This window comes from Bifidobacterium sp. ESL0800, assembly GCF_029395355.1.
In the GTDB taxonomy this organism is placed as follows: Bacteria; Actinomycetota; Actinomycetes; order Actinomycetales; family Bifidobacteriaceae; genus Bifidobacterium.
The window spans coordinates 2078937-2098272 of sequence record NZ_CP113913.1; the positions used below are offsets into that span (position 1 = coordinate 2078937).

A 19336-nucleotide genomic window follows, 5' to 3' on the forward strand; every position below is an offset into this window, starting at 1 on the left:
ATATTGTTCCATATTGCAAACATGACGCTGGCCAACTGGTTTGCGTCGCAAACGTAATGCCATATCGGGTTCTATTGCAAATGTGACGCTAATCGTGCTGGTTGCGTCACATCTGCAATAGACAGAGGATGGTGACGAAACGTCAGGCCGGGAGCTGGTCGCTGGCGGCCTCGGCCTGGATGGCCTCGCCTTGCGCCTCGGCTGCCTTACGGTCCTTAATGCGGATGAACGGATCGCCGCCCACCTGCTGATCATCCTTCTTGATCACGAAGTATCCGTAGATCAAAGCGAGAAGGACGATGCCGGAGATGATGAAGAAGGTCGGGCGGGCGCCAACGCGGTCGCGCAGCAGGCCGAGCGGGTTGGACATGATGACCTGGCCCAGCTGAGAGGCGATCTGGAAGCCGACCATGTAAAGCGTCGCGGAAAGCTTCGTATCGTAATGCAAGGTGAAGTAACGGAAGGCGGGGAGGCTGAAGAGCGGGGTTTCGATGGCGTGGAACATCTTGACCACGGAGATCATCACGGGGTCGTGGAAGACGCCGCACAGGCCGATACGCAGGCACATCACCACAGCGCCGAGCAACAGGGAGTTGCGCACGCCGATATGGTCCATGATCACCGGGACGATGCCCATCATCGCGGACTCGCAGAACACCTCGGCCGCGTTGAGCACGGAGTACCAATTGTTGCCCTGGGCCGTGGTGGCGAAGAGGCTGGTGTAGTAGTTCGGGAACATCTGCTGGTCGAAGACCGTGTAGAAGGTGTTGGTGAAGAACATGAAGATGATCAGCGCCCAGAGCGAGCCCATGCCGAGCACGGAAACCATTTCCTTGACGGTCGGGTTGGTGCGCGGTGCGTTCGGGTCGGCTTCCTTCCGCAGTTCCTCTTTCTGTTCCGCCGGGCGCCAGAAGGCGTAGACGCAGATCATGCCGAGGCCGAAGAGCGAGCCGAGCCAGAAGTTCAGACGCATGTCGACGTTGAACAGCGGGCCGGCGATCAGCGCGACGACCGCGTAGCCGAAGGAACCCCAGGCACGCGACTGGCCGTATTCGAAGCCGAAGTGACGGCTGTAGCGTTCGGTGAGTGCCTCGAAAAGCGAGCAACCGGCCATGAAGCCAGCGGAGAGGACGATGGAACCGAGGAGCACGCCGATGTAGCGGGTGGTGCCGCCGGCTTTGAGCATCGGGGTGTAGACGAACTGGGCGAACGGGCCGACGCAGGCCGCGATGCAGGAGACCACGACGACCAGGCGGCGCTTGATGCCGAGGTTGTCTTGCAGAACGCCGTAGACGAACATGATCACGAGCGTCACCGCGGAGTTGATGGAGTAGATGGTGCCCTGTTGCTGGGCGGTCATCCCGAGGCCCTTGGTCGGGTCGGTAAGCCACCGGGAGAAGAAGGACCACCAGATGCCCCACGAGCAGAAGAACATGAAGATACCGGTGGAACTCTCGAGATACGAGGGGTTCCGGTACGTTTTGGCGCCTTTGATTGCCATTTCGTCACCTTTCTTTTCGACATCGCTGCCGCGTGATGTCTTGTTTACTTCCGTCCTTGCCGAATTCTGCGGCATTGCCTTAGGCAAGAAACTGGTAAAAATATACGACGAGAAACGATTTACGTCAAATTGTAAATCGTTTCCGGCGTTTTCAACTAAATAGAAACCGTATATATGGATTATTTATAGATATCTGTCTAAATTGTTGCGCCGATGGGCGATTCGGCAGTTACGGCCGGGCGGTCCCGCGATTGATCACCGAACCACGTTCGAGCAGCGTGCAGCGGATGCGTACCGGGTTCGGTGCGTCGAGCGCCGGGATCGCGGCGACGGTTTTCCTGTTGCTGGTCGGATCCAAATCACGGCCTTCGATCATCGAGATCAGTTTGCGGGCGCCCCAATAGCCCATTTCGTAATGCGGCAATGCGATGGTGGTCGGCTGCGGCTCGAAGGTCTCCTTGATGATGCGGTTGTTGTCGATGCCGACCACGGAAATGTCGTGGCCGACTTCGAGTCCGTGCTCAGCGGCGCACTGGTATACGTACCAGGTGCGGGCGTCGTTGAAGCAGAAGAAGGCATCTGGGCGTTCGCGCTCGAACAGCTCGGAGACGGCCTTGAGCGCAACGCCGTTATTGCCTACGCTGATGCTGAGTTTGGGGTCAATGGGCAACCCGGCTTCTCTGAGGGCTTTTCTGTAGCCTTTCAGGCGCAGCGGTTCGGCGAGGAGATTTTCGTTGCAACCTATATAGGCTATGCGTTTGGCGCCGGATTTGATGAGGTATGTGGTGGCGTCGTAGCCCATGGCGACTTCGTCGGGAACGATGTACGGTACGCTTCCGTCCGATGACGTCGCGTCGATGAGGACGGTGTGTTCGCGTGAAAGCGATTTGGGAACGGCTGACACTCTGTCATACATTTTGGCATACAGATAGCCGTCCACACCGTAGCGTTTGAGCGCGGCTATTTCACTGGTTTCGCTGGCCTCGCCGTCCGTATTGACCAAAAGCATCATGTATCCCAGCTCGCTTGCGGCGTCCTGCGCTCCCAGGATCATTTCGCCGGCGTACGGGGTGGTGGCGATTTCCTCGCTGATGAAACCGACGGTATGGGTGCGGCTGGTGCGCAGGGAGCGGGCGAGGGGGTTGGGACGATAGCCCATTTTCTTCGCCGTTTTGCGGATATGTTCGGCAAGCTCCTTCTTGACGTGTCCGTTTTCGCGGTGGTTCAGTGCCATCGAGACGGCGGTCACCGATGCTCCGGCCTCTTTGGCTACCTCTTTGATCGTGGTCATGATTTGTATAATAACGGTCGCCCATGATGCCGGAACGGTTGTGCACAGTTCTGTATATTCGTGGTGAATATTAAATAGATATAGAATGACGGAAATGAATCGGCGGGAAATGAAGAAAGTAAATCAGGTATATAAAACGAATAAATCAGCGAAGGCCGTTTGGGGCGATTTGCTTGCGGTGATGGTGACGCTCGCGCTCGCGGTGAGCGTCGCTCCCGGCTCGGCGCTCGCCGATACCACCGCTACAGGTGGCCAGCAGGCCACGGCGGTGCTCGATACGTTGCCGGTCAAGGGGCGCGCGCCGAAAACCGGATACAAGCGTACGCAATTCGGGCGTGCCTGGGCCGACGTGGACCGCAACGGCTGCGACACCCGCAACGACATTCTGGGGCGCGACCTTACCGGCAAGAAATTCAAGGCAGGGACCCGCGATTGCAAGGTGATGTCGGGCACGCTCGCCGACCCGTACACCGGCAAGACCATCTATTTCAAGCAGGGCAGGAAGACCTCGGCCAGGGTGCAGATCGACCACGTCGTCGCGCTTTCCAACGCCTGGCAGACCGGGGCGCAGAAGATCGGCGCCGGGCAGCGCAGGCAGATGGCCAACGACCCGTACAACCTGCTGGCCGTCGACGGGCCGAGCAACCAGCGCAAAAGCGACGGCGACGCGGCGACTTGGCTGCCGAAGAAAAAGTCGTACCGTTGCTCGTACGTTTCGCGGCAGATCGGCGTGAAGCACAAGTATGGCCTGTGGGTCACCAAGGCCGAAAAGGCCGCGATGCAGCGCGTGCTTGCCACCTGTCCGACGCAGACGGTGCCGACTGACAGCGGTCCGTTTGCGCGTGCCGCTGCGGCGTCAAAGGTTTTACCGTGATTATTAATACAATTACTATGCTTTTGTATGGATAGTGCGGTTTTCGGCGTGATGTGAGATTGTATACATCTTGACAAACGTTGATATTCCAACGATTTGACGTTTGCTAAACGTATGTCGGGAATGTATAATTCTATACATCGATTCAGCTCCGATGAAGGGGCAGGAACGATATGATAGCGATGTTTAAACGATTCCGGTTCAATGCTTTTGCAAAACCGCTGGTCGTTTATTCTTGCGTCATCTCACCGATATGAAAGGAACAGCTATGAAAGCCGTTGTGTTTAAAGCGTATAAGACATTCCCGTCGCTCGAGGAAGTCGAAAAGCCGACCCCAGGGCCGGGCGAGGTGCTGCTGAAGGTCGCCGGCGCTGGCTGCTGCCATTCCGACGTTTCCGTCTTCCGCGATTATGACGAGGTCACCGGCGCGCAGACCAAGCCGTCGTTCATCCTCGGCCATGAGACCTCCGGCTGGGTCGAAGAGGTCGGCACCGGCGTCACCGGCTTCAACAAGGGCGATGCCTACCTGGTCTACGGCCCCACCGGCTGCGGCCACTGCAAGCGCTGCGTCGCCGGCGAAGAGAACTACTGCGAGAACATGGCCACCAACAAGTCGCTGGCCATCGGTCTCGGACGTGACGGCGGCATGGCCGAATACATGGTCGTTCCCGCGCGCAACCTCGTGCCGCTGGGCGACGCCGACCCGATCGCCGCGGCTCCGCTCGCTGACGCCGCGCTGACTCCGTACCACGCCATCAAGGCTGCGCTGCCTCACCTGCAGGGCGGCGGCAAGTACGCGCTGGTCATCGGCCTGGGCGGCCTGGGCCAGATCGCCATCCAGATTTTGAAAGCCATCACCGGCGCCACCATCATCGCCACCGACATGAAGCCGGAAGCCATGGCCAAGGCCGAGGAAAAGGGTGCCATCACCGTCAAGGGTGATGAGAACGAGGTCGAGAACATCCGCAAGATCACCGGAGGCCGTGGCGTTGACGCCGCCTTCGATTTCGTTGGCATCGCTCCGACCATCGCTGCTGCGCAGGCCGCTTCCGCCATCGATTCGCGCGTGACCATCGTGGGCATCGCCGGCGGCAAGGCTTCCTACGACTGGTACAGCAACCCGTGGCAGCAGGAGCTCACCAGCGTCTACTGGGGCTCCATGCCCGAGCTGCACGAGGTCGCCGCGCTCTATCGCGAAGGCCTGATCACCCCCGAGGTCGAGACCTATTCGATGGACAACGCGCTCGACGCCTACCACAAGCTGGTCGACGGCAAGCTCTCCAAGCGCGCCGTCGTGGTGCCTCACATGGGTGAGTGAGCGACAGCGAAAAAAGCGAAAATAGTGAGTTAATCGGTCCTGACTGGATTTGATTGAGCGGGTGACGATGCGTTTGTACGGATGTATCGCCACCCGTTTTCGTAGTGTATGCGCGAAACGTAAAAAATGATTAATCGTAAAGCGAGATGTGCTTTTACAGAACTGTTAATATCCGGTAAAGGGGCCACTATGGAAATGAACACCGAAATACAGGTTGAGACTGACCGGTAGCTCAGGGATGAGGCTTCGGAAATTCTGGAATCCATGGGACTTGATTTGGCTACAGCCGTCAATATGTTGCTTAAGCAGATTGTTAATACCCGAAGCCTTCCTTTTAAGCTCAAAGCACCTGAAGTGTGATACCAAAGTCTGGCATAGATTCATTTGTTAAGCGGAATGCGCCGGTGGCGAGCGGTGTTGATAGTGCGGACGATAGCTTATATATTGGGTGTAGCGGTACTGATAATTTTTCTTAAAAGTTGGGGGCAGACATGCTTTGGTCTTGGATGCATTTGGTTGTGGGCGTTGTGCTGATCGTCGCGGTGGCCGTGGGGCTGCTGGGGCCGGCGAGGATGACGAAGATCTGGGCGATGATCGCTCGCGTCTGCTATATCCTCATTATTCTGAGCGGAGTCTTTCTGATTGTGCACGCCTGGCCGCATATCACCGTGCTGCTGGTGGTCAAGATCATTCTTGCGGTCGCGCTGATCGCGCTCGCGGAAATCGGGTTTGCGAAGAAAAGCAAGGATACGGCATCGGCTGTGGCCATCTGGGTGCCGATTGCGCTGGTCGTTGTGGTCATGGTGGTCGGCCTCATCGTCTCCCATGGTTTCCCGCTCGTCATGCTGTAAAAGATGCGGCGGTTCCGGCTGTGCGCCTTGCTTGATGCTGGTGCGGCTGCGAATGCGGCTGTATGGAGGCGTATAAGGGCCGGAACGCTGATTGAACGAGGTTTCATTAAGTTGGAGCCTCGTTTTTGTTTGTCTGCCAGTCCGTCCATCTGATTGTCTGTTTGGTTGTTTACCTGATTTTTGCGACGGATTTGGTGAAAATGTATCTAAAAATCGGTAACGGAGACTGTTTTTCGTATATCTTTTCTTTAGAAGACATTGCCGACCGATCGTTGCTGATTGCATTATTGCGGTATCTGATTCGATTCGACAATGTGAGCAGGATGAGAGAACGAATCGGGGCTGTTATGGTTGTTTGGCGTTGGATGCATATTGTCGCTGGCGTATTGGTGCTGCTCGCGCTGGTGGTAGGTGTGCTTGGGCCGGTCGGCATGGTCGAGGGTTGGGCGACGGTGGCACGGGTCTGTTACGTCGTGCTTATGGTGAGTGCCGTGCCGACCGTCCTCCACGCGTGGCGAGCCAATTGGCCGGCGACGATCGTCAAAATCGTTGCGGCGATTGGGCTCATCGGGATGTGCGAGGTCGCTTTCGCGCATCGGCTCCGTGGCGCTGCGCCGCTGCAGACGCTGTGGATGCCGCTGGTATTCGGCGTGCTGGTATTCGTGCTTGGCCTGTGGCTCGCGCGTGGCAAGCATCGCGGCACCGGTAAGCCGTCACGTCGCTAGCTGTTGCCGATTTATGGCGCAATCGGCTAGCCCGTATTTGCGACACGCAAAATATGATACGCAAATCGAGAAGTGACTGTATAATGAAGTTTTGTTGCCCCTCTGGCTCAATGGTTAGAGCAGCGTCCTTTTAAGTCGTGGGTTGTGGGTTCGAGTCCCACGGGGGGCACGAGCAAGGTATCGTCGTAAAGGCGGTGCCTTTTTTGTTTTAAGGGTTGCGAGATTTTAGCCGCTGACTCGCTTTCCGGAGTGGTCAAGCGCTGTGTTTGTTGAAATTGCCGAGCACGGCGTCGAGCAGTCCGGGGAAGGCCGTGTCGAATTCCGGGCGACGGAGACGGGCGCTCTGTTGGACGCCGTGATGGTCGCGCCAGACCAGGCCGGATTCGCGGAGCACTTTGAAATGGTGGGAGGCTGCGGTTTTGGTGATGCCCAGCGCGCGGTAGATATCGCCGCAATGCATCTCGCCGTTGGTGTCGAGCAGCGCGACGATGCGCAGCCGAAGCGGGTCGCTCAGGGCGAACATTGCTTGCGGTAGGGTGACGTCTTTCGGGTCGGTATGCAGCTGGTCTTTCATGGTTTCCATGATACGATAATCATATTGGTTCAATAAACGTTGAACTAAATGAATGATGAATGTTGTGCAGATTAAAGAGGCCAGCAATGATTGATCAAACCATCAACCAGGAAACGGATCGTTTTCTCGCCGCACGCGACGCGTATAAGGAAGCGAGCCCGCAGGTGGTCGGCGACTTTCTCGCCATGAAGCGCGACGCGTTGAAGCCGGGCGCGCTTGACGGCAAGACCAAGGCGCTGATCGCCGTACTGATGGGCGTATCGCGCGGCAGCGAACGATGCATCATGACGCACGTACGTGCCGCAGCCGATGCGGGCGTGACTCGTGATGAACTCATCGAAGGGCTCAACATGACCATCGTTTTCGGTGGCGCCCCTCAATACGGCTATGCCAGCTATGCTCTGAGTGCGTATGATACGTATGTAGCTCGGTGAACTGGCAGATAGGGATTCCGGAAGTTGGCGCGGTGAAGTGACAAATGCGTTTTGTGCAGATGGGGGGCTATACTGTTGCTCCTTCACGTTATGTATGACAATCAATAGGGCTCATAGCAACCAAGAAGTAAACTGAGGCCATGCCTTGCACAACATTACTTGTAGGAAAAAATGCCAGCTACGACGGATCCACGCTCATTGCGCGCAATGACGACAGCGGCGGCGGGCGTTACGACCCGAAGCGGTTTGTCGCAGTGAGCCCGGCCGACCAGCCGCGGCATTATCGCAGCGTGCTGAGCCACGTCGAAATCGACCTGCCCGACGATCCGTGCGCTTACGTCATGGCACCCAACGCCTTGCGTAACCGAGGCATCCTCGCCGAAGCAGGTGTGAGCGAGCGCAACGTGGCGATGAGCGCCACCGAGACCATCGCCGTCAACGAACGCGTGCTTGGCGCCGATCCGATGGTCGAGTTGCATACCGTGCCCGCTGGGGGAGATAGCAAATCTGCTTCTGGCGCAGGTCGTAACGGCGTCAATGGCGCTGAGCCTGCACCGTCCGTCGATGCGCTGTGGGCGTCGATCGGCGAGCCTGAACCCTACGACGCGGGTTGCGCCGATGACATCGCCAATCAAGGGCTGGACGTGTACCTTGCCCATGGTGGCGAGAGCCGGCTGCGGCCCGGCGGATTTGTGGGTGGTAAAGCCGCTGGCGAAAATCCTGCCGAAAGCGCGATTTCGGCCGACCCCAACCGCCGTGAGATTCCCGGCGGTATCGGCGAGGAAGACATTATTACTTTGGTGCTGCCCTACGTGCACTCCGCACGCGAAGGTGTCATCCGTCTGGGCGGGTTGCTCGAACGTTACGGCACCTACGAGGCCAACGGCGTGAGTATTTCCGACGGCGACGAGGTGTGGTACCTCGAATCCATCGGCGGCCACCATTGGATTGCCCGTCGCGTGCCCGACGATTGCTATGCCGCCATCCCCAACCAGCTCGGTCTTGACCATTTCGACCTCGTGGAAGCGCTCGCCGAACCGAAGCCGGGCGAGGCGGATACCCGCGACTATCTCTGCTCGGCCGATCTGCGTGAGTTCATCGAGGCCAACCACCTCGACCGCAGCATGGACAGCTCCGAGGAGCATTGGCGCCATCTCAACCCGCGCAAGCTCTTCGGCACCTCCACGTTCCGCGACCATATCTACAACACCCCGCGCGCCTGGTACATGCAGCGTTGCCTCAACCCTAGCGAGGACTGGGATTCGCCATCCGCCCGCTATACGCCGATTTCCGACGACATCCCGTGGGCGCGCAGGCCGGAAAGCAAGGTCAGCATCGAGGACGTGAGCGTCGTGCTGAGCTCGCATTATCAGGACACCCCGTACGATCCGTATGGTCACGCGGGCACGCCGGCGACGCGCCACAGCTTCCGTCCGATCGGCATCAGCCGCACCGGCCATCTGGCGATCATGCAGATTCGCGGTTATTTGCCGGAGGCGGCGGCGAGCTACCAATCCGTGATGTGGCTGGCGTTCGGCTCGCAGCCCACAACCGCCAACGCGCCCTTCTATACCAACGTTTCGTGCACGCCCGCGTATCTGCGTGACACCACCGGCGAAGTCTCCACCTCCGCGCTCTACTGGACCAACCGTCTCATCGCGGCGCTCGCCGATGCGCACTTCGACCTGACCGGCAGCGCCGTCGAGGCGTTCCGCGAGGACATCTTCTCGCACGGCCATCGTTTCGTCGCCGAGGCCGATGCGCGGCTTTTGCAGGCGGTGCGGAAAGCCGCGGCCGCGCCGGTTGATGGCCAAGAAGCGCAAACCGCTGAGCAGGCGCAATCGGTACTGGACGAACGGCAGACGGATGCGGTGCGTCCGATTATGGAAGCCGCGAACCAGCGCATGGCCGACTATCTCGAGGCACGCAACAAGCAGTTGCTCGACAAGGTGCTCTACATTTCCAGCGAGCACATGCACAACGCTTTCGCCCTCTCCGACCGCCCGCAGCAATAACCTGCGGCAGGCAACAGTCGGAGGTAACGTAAAAGGCGATAAGCCGTGGCGCGAAGGGAGACTTCGGCCGGCTTATCGCCTTTTACACAATTCGTATTAGTGCGGTTTCGGCGCCGACGGATAAGAAAAATCAGAAGTTGCCGCCGTTCCAGCCCCAGTCGCCGGTGGCCGTATAGCGGATATACGTGCGGTCTTCGGGCACGCCGAGCTCGTCGTGCAGCGCGGTCATGATCTGCTTCGACATTGATTCCCAAACCGAGCGGTCGACGCTGCCGGGCTCACCCATGACGTTGACCTCGACGTAGGCCGCCGGCAAGTCGCAAGTCCCGCCGAAATAGATCGGCATGTTGTCCTCGAACGGGCACATCAGCCAGCTCTCGGTCTTTCCGGGGACGGCGGTGATGGCCTTGCCGTACGCGGCCTTCAGGGCCTCGCGCTGCTCGGGAGTGGTGGAAACGGAAACGTGGGTATGAATGACGGGCATAATGGCTCCTTCGTTGTGCTTACAAATCCTTGTTTATTGCCACTGACATCTTACGGCGTACGTTGCGTCTGGCGCCGCTCTGATTCCATTTCTGTCACGTGCGCATTGTTGCGTTTGTGACGCTTCTACGCTGATGAGCGTCACGTTTGCGATCGACCATTGCGGTCCCATTGCATGTGTGACGCTGAGGCGTTTGCTGGTGTCACGTTTGCGATCCCGTAGTTGCATTTGCGGCAAACAGGCGGCAATAATGTGGCGGTGGTGCGCAGATTATCGGGGTATTTGGTGCAGGTATGCCCGTGGCGCCCTACTTTGCTCCGGTTGTGCGTACATTTGGAATGTTGATACGGATTGATATATCGTGCTGTATTGAAAAATATCGCTTGATGATATTTGAGCAGGCCTATTCCAGCGCGCGGACGTAATCGACGAATCGTGAAGGGAAGGAACGGCAAACGATGAGCGGTAGGCGAGGCCAGGAACCAAGCAGCAGCGTAGCGACGGCCCCGGGAAAACTGTATATCGCCGGCGAATATGCGGTGGTCGAGCATGGCCATCCGGCCATCCTCATCGCCGTGAACCGTCTGTTGACCGCCCGCATCACCGAACACGACACTTCTTCCGCTGCAGCTCAACCGCAAACCTTCGGCGTCGACCCCGTCGGCCGCATCCATTCCGCAGGTCACCCCGAGGCGTCGGTGACCTGGCGGCGTCGCGCGGGACGTGCGGTGCCTGACGTGGAGCAGCCGGGCGCGGCATTCGTGCTTTCCGTCATCCATGCGGTCGAGGAACTGGCCCAGCAGCAGGGCCGTGATCTCAAGATCTACGACGTCAATATCGAAAGCGAACTGGACGACGCCTCCGGGCGCAAATATGGCTTGGGCTCGTCCGCCGCGGTGACGGTGGCCATGATGAAGGCGCTGACCGCGTTCTACGGCCTCGAGCTCGACCCGATGCAGCAATACAAACTGGCGTTCGTTTCGGCCAGCCGCGCCCAGAAGGTCGGCTCAGGCGGAGACTTGGCGGCGAGCCTTTTCGGCGGTTGCATCCGGTTTACTGCTGTCGACCGGCAGTGGGTCACCAACCGCTTGCAGGACACGGCGCTGAGCGATTTGATCACGATGCCTTGGCCGGGGTTGAGCATCGCGCGGCTCCGGGCATTCGGGCCTTCCAGCAGCTTGCGCCTGATGGTGGGATGGACCGGCAACCCAGCGTCCACGCCTTCGTTGGTCGGCCATGTCCAGCAGCAAAGCGCCGCCGAACACGAGCGGCTGTATCAGGCCTTTTTGAGCGGCAGCGATGCCTGTGTCGACGCATTGGCCCAGGCGCTGGTCGCCGATGACGAGCAGGGCGTCATCGCGCACGTGCGCGAGGCCCGCAAGCTCTTGCAGACCCTTTCTTCGTTCACCGGAGTCATCATCGAGACCCCGGCCTTGCGTGCTCTGGTCGAGGTGGCCGAAAGCCATGGTGCCGCGGCGAAAAGCTCCGGCGCCGGCGGCGGCGATTGCGGCATTGCGATTGCCGGGCCGAACGCCGACAAAGCGGCGGTTACGCGCGGTTGGCAGGAGAAAAGCATCGTCCCGCTGGATTTGTCGGTGCACGCTCCGCAGGTCGAACTGGCCGAGTGGATGGGTGAGACCTCGGATTTCATGGCCGCGAGGTTTGCCGGAAATTTTTGTCAGAAAGCCGGGACCAGCCGCGCCGCCGGAAATGTCGGCAGGGAAGTCGGGACCAGCCGCGCCGCCGGAAATGTCGGCATGGAGGCACCGGCAGGTGAAACCACCGGTATCGTCGATTCGTTGACTGCTGATTCGTTCTCTGGTGATGTCGGCAGGCGCATGTTCGGTATGAATTCGCGGATTGCGGGGGCGAGTTCGAATCGCAAGGACGACCACGTGCGTCTCGCGCTCGCCGAGCATGGCGACGCGCAGCGCAACGCCTTTGATGATTTGGCTTTCATGCACCACAGCTTGGGCAGTGTCGATGTCAACGACGTCGATATGTCTACGAAAGTCTGCGGGACACGCTGGGATATGCCCTTCTATATCAACGCGATGACCGGCGGATCGGCCAAAACCGGTGCTATCAACGCCGCGTTTGCCCGTGTCGCCGCCGAAACGGGCATGGCCATGGCTTCCGGTTCCCAGCACGCCGCCATCCGCGACCCGGGGCTCGAGCCGACGTTCACCACGATTCGTAAGCACGATCCGTCCGGTTTCGTCTTTGCCAACGTCGGGCTTTCCGTCAGCGTTGAGCAGGCCCTGCACGCCGTCGAGATGATCGGCGCCGACGCTCTGCAGATTCACGTCAACGCCGCGCAGGAGCTGGTGATGCCCGAAGGCGCGCGCGATTTCGAGACGTGGCCGGCGCGTATCGCCGCCATCGTCAAGGCCTCGCCCGTGCCGGTGATGGTCAAGGAAGTCGGCTTCGGCATGAGCGTGCGAACCGTTCGGCAGCTTGCGCAGTTGGGGGTGCGTACCGTCGATGTCAGCGGAAAAGGCGGTACCGATTTCGCGCGCATTGAGAATGCCAGGCGGCAGGGCCACGAATACGGCTATATGGCCGGTTGGGGCCAGTCCACGGCATTGTGTCTGTTGGGATTATTGCCCGACATATGTAATACAACAAATAATGATAACGGCATTTGTGCGGCCGAATCGGATTTCGGCGATACGGCAAATAATAAGGCGAGACGCGGTACGAATGTTACGAGTTCTCGGGCTGATGACGCGAATGATGACGGATGCTCTCATGCGGCCAGTGCCGACTTGCGTGTTGATGGTGCTGGTAGCGTTGGCGGCATTGAGAGGGTTGACGGCGCCAAAAATGATACAGATTATCATGGTGCTGAAGGTGTTGCCGTGCTCGCTTCCGGCGGTGTGCGCAACCCGCTCGACGTGGTGAAGGCGCTCGCGCTGGGAGCTCGAGCCGTCGGTGTTTCCGGCCATTTCCTGCAGGTGCTGAACGCTAGTGGGGCCGATGGCCTGGTTGCTGAAATCAACAGCTGGAAGAGCCAGGTGCGCTCGCTGATGGCGCTGCTGGGCGCGAAAACCGTCGCCGATTTGCGGCGCACGGATTTGTTGGTCACCGGCAAAACGGCCGAAGAAGCACGGTTGTTAGGCGTAGACCTGTCGGCGCTCGCGTGTCGCCTTTGAGCAGCCGGCCGATGTGCCGGTGCCGGCGCGGCACGAATCGATGGTCATTATGCCGCTCCGTTGTTTGCCAAAATGTAAATATATACGAAACCGGCTCCAGGCCATCCCGTTTTCGGTGCATTTCGTGATTTTGAGGCCTCTTGGTGCACCAAGATGGCCTTTTTTGAAGGATTCATGGGTTATTTGCCGAATTTCCGGGTACTTGGTGCACCAAGTGGGCTATTTTTTGAGGAATGAGGGGGAATTTGTGATTTTTGTGGGTACTTGGTGCACCAAGAGGCCGCAAAATCACGAATTGCTGAATTCTGGTGGGTGGGCTTCAATAGAAGCATGTTTCCTGCATTTTTGAACGAAGACGCCGAAACCGTGGCGAAAGGGTTGCTCGGCTGCACGTTGGTGCGCCAAATCGACGGCGAGACGTTGGCTGTGCGCATCGTGGAAACCGAGGCATACGACCAACTTGACCCCGCAAGCCACACCTTCCATGGCAAAAGCGAACGCAACCGCGCGATGTTCGGCCCGTCCGGGCACGCTTATATCTATCTGGTCTACGGCACGAACCTGTGTATGAACGTCACCGCATTCGAGGAAGGATTCGGCGCAGGTGCGCTGATTCGCGCCGCCGAACCGGTGGATACTCGGACTGTCGAAATCGTCGAAAAGCGTCGTGGCGGCAAACGTATCAAGGATTGCCTCAACGGCCCGGGCAAGATTTGCAAGTCGCTTGGCATCACCATGGATCTCTACGGCCACGACCTGCGCAAGCCGCCGCTGAAGCTGGAAACGGGCTCGCTGCGCCCCGGCGAACGCGTCGAGGCCACCCAGCGCGTCGGCATCACCAAAGCCAAGGATCGCCCGCGTCGTTTCGTCATCGCAGGCAACCTGTATCTTTCGCGCTGAGACGTCGGCTGTCGTCTGCTACATCAGCGCGACCACGATGACGACGAGGTTCATCACGCTGGTGGCGGCCTCGATGCCGCCGACCTGCATGGCTTTCATACGCTTGTGACGCGGAAAGATGATGGCAATCAGCAGCAGTACGGCGGCGGCGATACCCCAAAGCAGACCGGTGAGCATAACGCCGTGCGGCAACGGCAATCCGGCGAAATCCTGCAACAGCGCAGGTGCGGCGAAACTCAGCGCGGCAAGTACGGCATGATAGGCGACCGAAAGCACGTAATAACCGGAATGGCCGTACTTGCGGAACATGGTTTTGACGAACACGACCGAAGCGTATTCGGTGAGGATGAAAGCAACTGCGGCCACGACGCCGGCTTTCGGCAGCAGTGGTGAGTCTAGGAAATACGGCGAAAAATACTGAAACGAATGCGGGGCCGCCATAGCAAGGTGAAGGCCGGATGGCGACAATCTTGACGCAAGGGTTTCGCCTGGGTTCGTCAGTACGAAGAAGTTCGAACCGAGCGAAGTGGCGAGCAAAGCCATCCCTCCGGCGGCGGCGACGGAGACCGCGTTGCCCCAGAGCGTACGTTCACTGCGGCGCCAGGCAGCGAGGAAGGAAAGCAAAGCGAGAACGGCGTAGACAGGAATCCACCACAGCAATTTCGGAGCTGAAACCAAAACGGGGATGCCGACGACGGCCGTTGCAATGAGGTAAGCGAGCGTGGGAGTGAGGTAGATATTTGAGCGGTGAGGTTTGCGTGAAGCGAGGGCAGGATTGGTGGCGGAGCCGGTGACGGCAGTAGCTGAGCGGCGCGCCTTGGTGTGGCGTGAGCATTGGATGGTGCGGTCTGAGCGTTGGATGGTGTGGTCTGAGCGTTGGGCGGTGTGGTCTGAGCGTTGGATGGTGCAACTTGAGCGTTGGGCGGTGCGGTCTGAAACGGAGGCTTGATCCGGATTATTTCTTGACGAGCCGGTTGCCGTCGAATTTGCGATATTGGCGTTGTTGAGCCTCTTGGCTTCTTCTCGGTGCTTCCGAGCGTCCTTGACCTCGTGCGAGCGGACGGCGAGCCAGCGGGCCGCGGAGAACTGGAAGCAATAGCACAGCGTCCATGCCGCCAGCAACCAGACATTGCGCCACGAGACTCCGCCGATGAAGATGCCGCCGAGCGCGGGGAAGAGCGCCATGACCCACGCTCCGGGCTGGTCCGGCAGCCAGAGTTTTGCGACGTTCTTACGTTCTTTTGTCTCAATCATATCCACTACTTTACTTCATATTTCGCGGAGGCAAGGACTCGGAACCGATTATTTCTACTTAAAAGCAATAATAATAACTATAATATAATAACTTCTTGATAAGGCCGAATGGTTTTGACAAATTTGGTTTAACGCTTTATCATGTTAGCAGTTGTGCGATAAAGCGTTAAATCAAAGTGGAGTACGTACGTTTTATCGTATGATGCAATATTGGCGATTACAAAGGAGTAGACGATGACTGCAAAACCTATCATTATTGATACTGACCCGGGCATTGACGATGCGCTGGCCATTTCGATTGCCCTGTTCGCCCCGGAAGTGGACATCAAGTTGATCACCACCGTGGCGGGCAATGTGAAGCTCGACTATACGACGACCAACGCCCTGCGCATCCTGACCTACCTCAACAAGCGCATCCCCGTGGCCCGCGGCGCCAGCGAACCGTTGCTGCGTGCGTTCCGTGACGCCAGCGACGTACACGGCAAGAGCGGTATGGAAGGCTTCGAATTCCCTGAACCGGACACCTCGCTGCTGTGCGAGCGCAACGCCGTCGACGAGATGCGCCACGTCCTGCTTGCCTCCGACGAGCCCATCACCTTGGTGCCGATCGGCCCGCTGACCAATATCGCCCTGCTGCTCAAGACCTATCCCGAGGTCAAGGGCCATATCGCCGGCATCGTGATGATGGGCGGCTCGATCGACCGCGGCAACCAGGACGTGATGTCCGAATTCAACATCAACGTCGACCCGACCGCCGCCAAGATTGTCTTCCGCTCCGGCGTGCCGATCACCATGGTCGGCCTCAATATCGGGCTGAAGGCCAAGCTGCTGGCGCAGGACAGCGCCCAGCTGCCGACGATGGGCAAGGTCGGCAAGATGGCTTACGGCCTGTTCAAGCATTATCGCAGCGGCACCATGGAGACCGGCCAGCCGATGTTCGACCCGACCGCCATGGCCTGCCTGCTCGACCCCGATCTGTTCACGCTGGTCGACACCTTCGTCGACGTCGAGACCTGCGGCGAGCTGACCACGGGCTGCACCGTCGTCGACCTCGACAACGTCCTGGGCCGGGAGCCGAACGCCAAGGTCGCCGTCGACATCGACGCCGAGCGTTTCCGCAGCTGGCTGCTTGACCGCGTCAGCAAGTGCGACTGATTTTCTAGTCATTTCCTGCTTGCCCGTCAGAGCGCGTCTGGTTCTTGGGGCTCCTCCGACGGGCGGGCCAAAATCTGTATTGACCTCACAGGGAAGGCGACGTTGGCTTTCCGCTACATGAGGGTGTCTAAATATTTTTGTTGTGGTGTTTCATATTCGAATTCGGTAGGTGTTCTCGCCGGCGGAATTATGAAAATGAGAGAAAGAATTAGGTATGTATCTCGCGCTAGATATATTGGGAATCGCCGTGTTCCTGTTGCTGGGATGGGCGCTGTCCGATAACCGGAGAGCCATCAATTGGATGTCGGTAGGCATTATGACGGTGCTGAACATCGTCATCGCTTGGTTGCTGACCAGTTTCTCCTGGGGCCGCGCGGCCGTGCAGGTCGCGGCGCAAGGCTTCGCGGAAGTCATCAAGATCTCCTATAAGGGCATCAATTTCGCCATCGGCAACTGGGTCGGCCCCAACGGCGTCAACCCCGCGCCCGTGAACTTCATCGTCAGCTCGCTGCTGCCCATCCTGCTCATCGTGCCGCTGTTCGATACTTTGAGCTACATCGGCTTCCTGCCGTGGGTCATCAAGTGGATCGGCCGCGGCCTGAGCTTCATCACCCGCCAGCCCAAGTTCGAGTCCTTCTACGCCATCGAAATGATGTTCTTGGGATGCACTGAGGCCCTGGCCGTCTCGAAGGTGCAGCTGCAGAAGACCAGCAAGGAGCGCAACCTGTCGCTGGCGATGATGTCCATGAGCTGCGTGTCCGCCTCGATCATCGGCTCGTATATCCAGATGATACCGGGCCAGTTCGTGTTGACCGCCATCCCGCTGAACTGCATCAACGCGCTGATCGTCGTGGGCATGCTGCACCCGGTGGAAGTCAAGCCCGAAGAGGATGTCATCTACAAGATCGACAACAGCGAAGACGTCAACGATGCCATTCAGGAGACCGCGGACGCCGAGGCCGGTGTCGTGACGGAAACCTCCGACGCCGCCAAGGCCTCTGAAACCGCGAAGGTCGTCGAAACCTCCGATACCACCGATGCCAAGCCCACCTTCAAGGCTCGCGTCGCCAAGTTCTTCCATCGCGACCCGAACAAGCCGCAGAAGGAACCGTATTTCTCCTTCCTCAGCGATTCCCTGCTCGGCGCCGGCAAGCTGGTGCTGATCATCACCGCCACCGTCATCACCTTCGTGGCCATGACCGGCCTGATCGACAAGCTGCTCGGCCTCATTTGGGCCAAGCTTTCGCTCGAGAGCATCCTCGGCGTGATCATGTACATCCCGTCGCTGTTGCTCGGCCTCGACCCGGCCACCGCCTGGAGCATGTCGCAGATTATGGGCCTGAAGCTCGTCACCAACGAATTCGTGGCGATGGGCGAGGTGACCAAGACCATCGCGACCTTCGCGCCTCACTATCAGGCCGTGCTCGCCGTGTTCCTCACCTCGTTCGCCAACTTCGGCACGCTCGGCATGATCACCGGCCTTTACCAAGGCATCGTCGACAAAGAGAAGAACTACCTGATCGGCCACAGCGTCGGACGCATCATGCTCTCCGGCATCCTGGTCAGCCTGCTTTCCGCGGGTATGGCCGGCCTGTTCGTGTGGTGATCGCGTAAACGTCTGACGGCGGTGTGAGTTCCGCCGTCAGAAGGCTGAATGCAAAAGTCCCGCAACCGTTTTCGATATGGTTGCGGGACTTTTCTATGTCGGAACGTTGTCTGGCGGTCGGCTTGGCTAGCGGATATCGGCCACGGTCTTTCTCATCGCAAGCGTGGGGTCGATGAGTTCGTGGACTGGCGAATCGAGCCATGTGCGGTGCTGGTCGTCCTTGTAGGACGCGATGCGTTGGCCCATAAGCCGCCAGCAGGTGTCGGCCAGGGCGGGAATGTTCTGGTCGATGGTGGCCAGATCGGAATTGAGCCCGATCCTTCCGGCGATGTTGTCGTAGCCGATCACCGAGCAGTCTTTGGGCACGCGCACGTCGAGTTCCTCCAGACGTTTCAGAAGGCCGAGAGCCATGAAATCGTTGCAACAGAAGACCCCGGTGGCTTTCCAGTCGACGATGGAGTCGGCGGCCTGGTAGCCGCTGTCGAGCCGATAGTCGCCTTCGCAGCTGAGCACGGAGGCCTTCTTGACGCCGGCCTTTTTGAGACTGTCCATAAACCCGTTCTTTCGGGCGTTGGCGCTCACGGCCGTGCTGTCCCCCGAAATGCAGGCCAGGCGCGTGTGTCCGTTGTCGATCAGGGCTTTCGCGGCGAGCTCGCCGCCCATGTAGCCGTTCGAGCCGACGGTGTCACACCAGTTGACCTCTTGCAGGCGGTCGGTGAGGATGACGGGAAAGTTGAGGTGTTCGATGCGCCGGCGCAGGGTTTTCGGCGATTCGACGGATTGCATTGAAGGAATGAGAAAGAGGCCGTCGATACCGCGGGATTCGAGCTGGCTCAAAAGGTTGAGCTCCGTCTGCTTGGAATCGTTGGAATTGGCGATGATCAGGGAATAGCCATCGGCTGCACACACGTCCTCGATCTTTTTGGCGAACGAGGCGAAGAACGGGTTTTCGATATCGGGCACGAGCAGCGCCAGCAGCATCGATTGGTTGGTCACCAGACTTCTGGCCATCTGGTTAGGAACGTAATGCAATTCCTGAGCCTTGCGCGTGATGAGTTCGCGTTTCTGCGGCGACACCCGTAGCGGATGGTTGTTCAGCACCAGCGAGACCGTGGTTACAGAGACCCCGGATGCCTTGGCGATGTCACGCAGTGTTGCTCGTTTGCTCATCTGTGCGTTCTCTGTCTTTCTCTGCTGTC

General features: G+C 58.9%; 15 protein-coding genes, 1 tRNA gene and 2 pseudogenes. 12 read left to right on the forward strand and 6 right to left on the reverse strand.

What is annotated here, in order from left to right; genetic code table 11:
- Positions 1-142 precede the first annotated feature (142 nt).
- The gene (locus tag OZX75_RS07835; RefSeq protein ID WP_277146081.1) at positions 143-1501 is read right to left on the reverse strand and encodes an MFS transporter; all 1359 of its coding nucleotides are present in this window, start codon (positions 1499-1501) and stop codon (positions 143-145) included.
- A 229-nt stretch (positions 1502-1730) separates the two neighbouring features.
- The gene (locus tag OZX75_RS07840) at positions 1731-2792 is read right to left on the reverse strand and encodes a LacI family DNA-binding transcriptional regulator (protein WP_277146082.1); all 1062 of its coding nucleotides are present in this window, start codon (positions 2790-2792) and stop codon (positions 1731-1733) included.
- A gap of 181 nt (positions 2793-2973) precedes the next feature.
- Here OZX75_RS07840 and OZX75_RS07845 point away from each other — a divergent pair.
- From OZX75_RS07845 to OZX75_RS07870, 6 genes and pseudogenes are all read left to right on the forward strand, one after another.
- A pseudogene (locus OZX75_RS07845) lies at positions 2974-3624 on the forward strand (GmrSD restriction endonuclease domain-containing protein); the annotation flags it as partial.
- A 310-nt stretch (positions 3625-3934) separates the two neighbouring features.
- Complete coding sequence (locus OZX75_RS07850; protein ID WP_277146083.1) at positions 3935-4984, forward strand: NAD(P)-dependent alcohol dehydrogenase; 1050 nt, start codon at positions 3935-3937, stop codon at positions 4982-4984.
- Positions 4985-5230: 246 nt separating this feature from the next.
- Positions 5231-5344: pseudogene (locus OZX75_RS07855) on the forward strand (type II toxin-antitoxin system RelB/DinJ family antitoxin); the annotation flags it as partial.
- A gap of 146 nt (positions 5345-5490) precedes the next feature.
- Positions 5491-5835, forward strand: coding sequence for a DUF1516 family protein (locus tag OZX75_RS07860; RefSeq protein WP_277146085.1), 345 nt, complete (start codon positions 5491-5493; stop codon positions 5833-5835).
- A 365-nt stretch (positions 5836-6200) separates the two neighbouring features.
- Positions 6201-6560 carry a DUF1516 family protein gene (locus tag OZX75_RS07865; protein WP_277146086.1) on the forward strand — a complete coding sequence of 120 codons (360 nt, stop codon included), beginning with the start codon at positions 6201-6203 and terminating at the stop codon, positions 6558-6560.
- Positions 6561-6656: 96 nt separating this feature from the next.
- Positions 6657-6729: transfer RNA gene (locus tag OZX75_RS07870), tRNA-Lys, on the forward strand.
- An 84-nt stretch (positions 6730-6813) separates the two neighbouring features.
- Here the strand turns inward: OZX75_RS07870 and OZX75_RS07875 are convergent.
- Complete coding sequence (locus OZX75_RS07875) at positions 6814-7143, reverse strand: ArsR/SmtB family transcription factor (RefSeq protein ID WP_277146087.1); 330 nt, start codon at positions 7141-7143, stop codon at positions 6814-6816.
- A gap of 77 nt (positions 7144-7220) precedes the next feature.
- On the opposite strand from OZX75_RS07875, the gene OZX75_RS07880 reads away from it, so the two are divergent.
- Complete coding sequence (locus OZX75_RS07880) at positions 7221-7568, forward strand: carboxymuconolactone decarboxylase family protein (protein WP_277146088.1); 348 nt, start codon at positions 7221-7223, stop codon at positions 7566-7568.
- Between the two features lie 140 nt (positions 7569-7708).
- Positions 7709-9583: a C69 family dipeptidase gene (locus OZX75_RS07885; protein ID WP_277146089.1), complete on the forward strand. Its 1875-nt coding sequence runs from the start codon at positions 7709-7711 to the stop codon at positions 9581-9583.
- 130 nt (positions 9584-9713) lie between these two features.
- Here the strand turns inward: OZX75_RS07885 and OZX75_RS07890 are convergent, their stop codons facing one another.
- The gene (locus tag OZX75_RS07890) at positions 9714-10067 is read right to left on the reverse strand and encodes a phenylpyruvate tautomerase MIF-related protein (RefSeq protein ID WP_277146090.1); all 354 of its coding nucleotides are present in this window, start codon (positions 10065-10067) and stop codon (positions 9714-9716) included.
- Positions 10068-10525: 458 nt separating this feature from the next.
- Here OZX75_RS07890 and OZX75_RS07895 point away from each other — a divergent pair, with 458 nt between their 5' ends.
- Both OZX75_RS07895 and OZX75_RS07900 read left to right on the forward strand, forming a co-directional pair.
- Positions 10526-13222, forward strand: a complete 2697-nt coding sequence (locus tag OZX75_RS07895; RefSeq protein WP_277146091.1) for a phosphomevalonate kinase — start codon at positions 10526-10528, stop codon at positions 13220-13222.
- 330 nt (positions 13223-13552) lie between these two features.
- On the forward strand, positions 13553-14122 hold the full coding sequence (locus OZX75_RS07900; protein ID WP_277146092.1) for a DNA-3-methyladenine glycosylase: 570 nt from the start codon (positions 13553-13555) through the stop codon (positions 14120-14122).
- An 18-nt stretch (positions 14123-14140) separates the two neighbouring features.
- Here the strand turns inward: OZX75_RS07900 and OZX75_RS07905 are convergent, their stop codons facing one another.
- Positions 14141-15376: a YwiC-like family protein gene (locus OZX75_RS07905; protein ID WP_277146093.1), complete on the reverse strand. Its 1236-nt coding sequence runs from the start codon at positions 15374-15376 to the stop codon at positions 14141-14143.
- Between the two features lie 234 nt (positions 15377-15610).
- Between OZX75_RS07905 and rihC the strand changes: the two genes are divergently transcribed.
- Both rihC and OZX75_RS07915 read left to right on the forward strand, forming a co-directional pair.
- Positions 15611-16531 carry a ribonucleoside hydrolase RihC gene (gene rihC / locus OZX75_RS07910; RefSeq protein WP_277146094.1) on the forward strand — a complete coding sequence of 307 codons (921 nt, stop codon included), beginning with the start codon at positions 15611-15613 and terminating at the stop codon, positions 16529-16531.
- Positions 16532-16745: 214 nt separating this feature from the next.
- A complete protein-coding gene (locus OZX75_RS07915; protein ID WP_277146095.1) occupies positions 16746-18137 on the forward strand; it encodes a nucleoside transporter C-terminal domain-containing protein in 1392 nt (463 codons plus the stop codon).
- 126 nt (positions 18138-18263) lie between these two features.
- Here the strand turns inward: OZX75_RS07915 and OZX75_RS07920 are convergent, their stop codons facing one another.
- Positions 18264-19307 (reverse strand): LacI family DNA-binding transcriptional regulator, encoded by a 1044-nt coding sequence (locus OZX75_RS07920; RefSeq protein ID WP_277146096.1) that lies wholly within the window; start codon positions 19305-19307, stop codon positions 18264-18266.
- Positions 19308-19336: the final 29 nt, after the last annotated feature.